This window comes from Candidatus Nanopelagicales bacterium (assembly GCA_018003655.1).
In the GTDB taxonomy this organism is placed as follows: Bacteria; Actinomycetota; Actinomycetes; order S36-B12; family UBA10799; genus JAGNDY01.
Window position 1 is genome coordinate 1 of the sequence record JAGNDY010000146.1, and the last position, 3,389, is coordinate 3,389.

Below are 3,389 nucleotides of genomic sequence, written 5' to 3' on the forward strand. Positions count from 1 at the left end.
GCAAAAGTCGCCGAAGTGCTCGCGCGGCGAGCCGATGCCTACGTCCACGACACCGGCTTCTACGAGTGGGATGTCGCCGCACCGTTGGCTGTGGCGCAGCACTACGGCCTGGCTGCCGACCACATTGACGGCCAGCCAGTGACGTTCAACCACCGTCCGACTTGGGTCACCGATCTGCGGGTCTGTTTGCCGGAGTTGATGCCCTTCCTGCGGTGACTCACCCCGGCAGGGCCTCGCGTAGCCTGTGTTGACGTGAGTCTCACCGGATTGCTGCCCACTGTGGCAACCGATCCGCAGATTGCCCAGGCGCTGGCCCTCGCCGCTCGATCGGAGCCGAGCGCGCACCAACTCGTCGCCCCGACCTCGTTGCGTGCGCCCGTGGCGGCACTGCTGTCCAACGCGGCCACATCGGACCGCACGGTGGTGCTCATCACGGCAACCACGCGAGAGGCCGAGGACCTCGCGGTAGAGGTTCGCGGTTTCCTGGATCCGTCCGCCGTGGTGGAGTTCCCCGCCTGGGAAACCCTGCCGCACGAGCGGTTGAGTCCCACCCACGACACGGTCGGTCGGCGACTACACGTGCTGCGCCGCTTGTCGCACCCCGGCGCTGCCGATTCGGCGACCGGACCGATCAAGGTGCTCGTCGCTGGTGTGCGAGCGTTGCTGCAACCCGTCGTGCGTGGCCTGGGGGAGCTTGAGCCGGTAGTCGCCGCAGCTGGCGACAGCCCAGGCCTTGAGGCAGTGGTCGACCGCTTGGCGGCCAATGGCTATCAGCGCACAGACCTGGTCACCCGCCGCGGCGAGTTCGCTGTCAGAGGCGGAATCGTCGATGTGTTTGTCCCGACCGATGACCACCCGGTCCGGTTGGAGTTCTTTGGCGACGAGGTTGAGGAGGTGCGTTCCTTCTCGATCACCGACCAGCGCTCGCTGGAGGTTGTTGCGGCGGGGCTATGGGCGCCCGCTTGCCGCGAGTTGCTACTGACCGAGCAAGTCCGACAGAAGGCCCACGCGCTGGCAGAGGTTCATCCCGAGTTGCTCGACGTGCTCGGTCCGCTGTCCGAGGGCATTCATGTCGAGGGGATGGAGTCGCTGGCGCCTGTCCTCAGTGACGGCATGGAGACCCTGCTCGACCTGGTTCCAGCCAATTCGTTGGTCTTGGTCTGTGAACCTGAGCGAGTCCGCCGTCGAGCCGACGACTTGCTCGCCACCAGCGATGAGTTCCTAGCGGCTGGCTGGCACGCGGCCGCAACAGGTGGGAAGGCACCCATCGATCTGCGGGATGCCTCCTACCGATCCGTCGAACAGTTACGGGAGCAGGCCGACGAGTTGGCCGTCTCGTGGTGGAGCATCGCGCCGTTTGGCCTCGAGCTTGCCGAACTCGATGCACTCGCCCAGGCCGACGCCGAGCCTGATGCCAGCGGTGTGGCCCAGCCAACCAGTGGTCTACACGGTGCGCCACGGTTTCGCGGTGACCTCAACGGCGCACTCAACGATGTGGGCCGCCGTCTGCGCGCGGGTGACCGAGTCGTTGTCATCACCGCGGGGCACGGCCCGGCCCAGCGCATGGCCGAGCAACTAGCCGAGCGCGACATCGCCGCCAGGCTGGTAGGAACCCTCGACGAGCCACCAGCGCGACACGTGGCCATGGTGGTGACCGGTCCGCTGCGCGAGGGCTTCGACATGCGCAACGCTGGGCTGTTGGTGCTGACCGAAGCTGACATCCTGGGCAGTTCACAGGGCAGTCATCGTGACGCGCAGCAGATGCCCACCCGGCGCAAGCGGGCGATTGACCCCTTGTCCCTCAAGCCGGGGGACTACATCGTCCACGAGCAGCACGGGGTCGGTCAGTTCGTCGAACTCGCCCAGCGAACAGTGGGTGGCGCCACCCGCGAGTACGTCGTCGTCGAGTACGCGCCCAGCAAACGGGGGCAACCACCGGATCGTCTGTATGTCCCGACCGATCAGCTCGATCAGGTAACCCGCTACGTCGGCGGCGAGGCGCCCAGTGTCCACCGGCTCGGAGGTGCCGACTGGCAGAAGACCAAGTCGCGCGCCCGCAGGGCCGTGCGCGAGATCGCTGGCGAGTTGGTCCGGCTCTACGCCGCCCGTCAGCGCGCCGAGGGTTACTCCTTCAGCGGCGACACCCCCTGGCAGGCGGAGCTTGAGGATGCCTTCCCGTATGCCGAGACGCCCGACCAGTTGTCGTCGATCGACGAAGTCAAAGCCGACATGGAGAAGGCCGTTCCGATGGACCGGATCATCTGTGGTGACGTTGGCTACGGCAAGACCGAGATCGCGGTGCGGGCTGCCTTCAAGGCCGTCCAGGACGGCAAGCAGGTCGCGGTTCTGGTGCCCACCACGTTGCTGGTTCGCCAGCATGCGCAGACATTCGCCGAACGCTTCGCGCCCTTCCCGGTTCGGGTCGAGGCACTGTCGCGATTCCAGAGCGCCGCGCAAAGCAAAGCGATCCTGGCTGGCATCACCGACGGGACTGTTGACGTCGTCATCGCCACCCATCGGTTGTTGTCTGCGAGCACCAAGTTCAAGGATCTCGGATTGGTCATCGTCGACGAGGAACAACGCTTCGGCGTGGAGCACAAGGAGCACTTGAAGGCGTTGCGCACCAACGTGGACGTGTTGACGATGTCTGCGACGCCGATTCCTCGGACGCTGGAGATGGCGGTGACTGGTATTCGGGAGATGTCGACGATTCAGACGCCGCCGGAACAGCGACTTCCGGTGCTGACGTACGTCGGTGCGTTCGACAACCTGCAAATCACCGCGGCGGTTCGGCGCGAGCTACTGCGCGACGGTCAGGTCTTCTTCATCCATAACCGGGTGGAGTCCATTGATCGGGCCGCCGCCCGGTTGCAGGAATTGGTTCCGGAGGCGAAGATCGCGGTCGCCCATGGCCAGATGGGCGAGGCCGCCCTCGAAGGAGTCATCGATGACTTCTGGGAGCGCCGCATCGATGTGCTGGTCTGCACGACCATCGTCGAGAACGGCCTCGACATCACCAACGCGAACACACTGATCGTCGATCGGGCCGACATGTTCGGTGTCAGTCAGTTGCATCAACTGCGTGGCCGAGTGGGTCGCGGTCGTGACCGGGCATATGCCTACTTCTTCTACCCACCTGAGAAGCCCCTCACCGAAACGGCACACGAGCGGCTCGCGACGATCGCGTCGAACACCGATCTGGGATCCGGCATTGCCGTGGCAATGAAAGATCTGGAAATCCGCGGCGCGGGCAATCTGCTTGGGGGGGAGCAGGCCGGTCACATTGCCGATGTCGGCTTCGACCTCTACGTGCGACTGGTCGGAGAGGCACTGGCCGTGGTCAAGGGCGACGCCGACGACGAGCCAGCGGAGATGACCATTGAACTGCC

At 65.3% G+C, this 3,389-nt stretch carries 2 protein-coding genes; both read left to right on the top strand.

Annotated features, from left to right (window positions below; all coding sequences use genetic code 11):
* The coding region (locus KAZ48_11475) for a 3'(2'),5'-bisphosphate nucleotidase CysQ (protein MBP7973410.1) at positions 1-216 on the top strand (216 nt) is incomplete at its 5' end.
* A 36-nt stretch (positions 217-252) separates the two neighbouring features.
* On the top strand, positions 253-3,389 hold a 3,137-nt coding region (gene mfd, locus KAZ48_11480; protein ID MBP7973411.1), incomplete at its 3' end, for a transcription-repair coupling factor.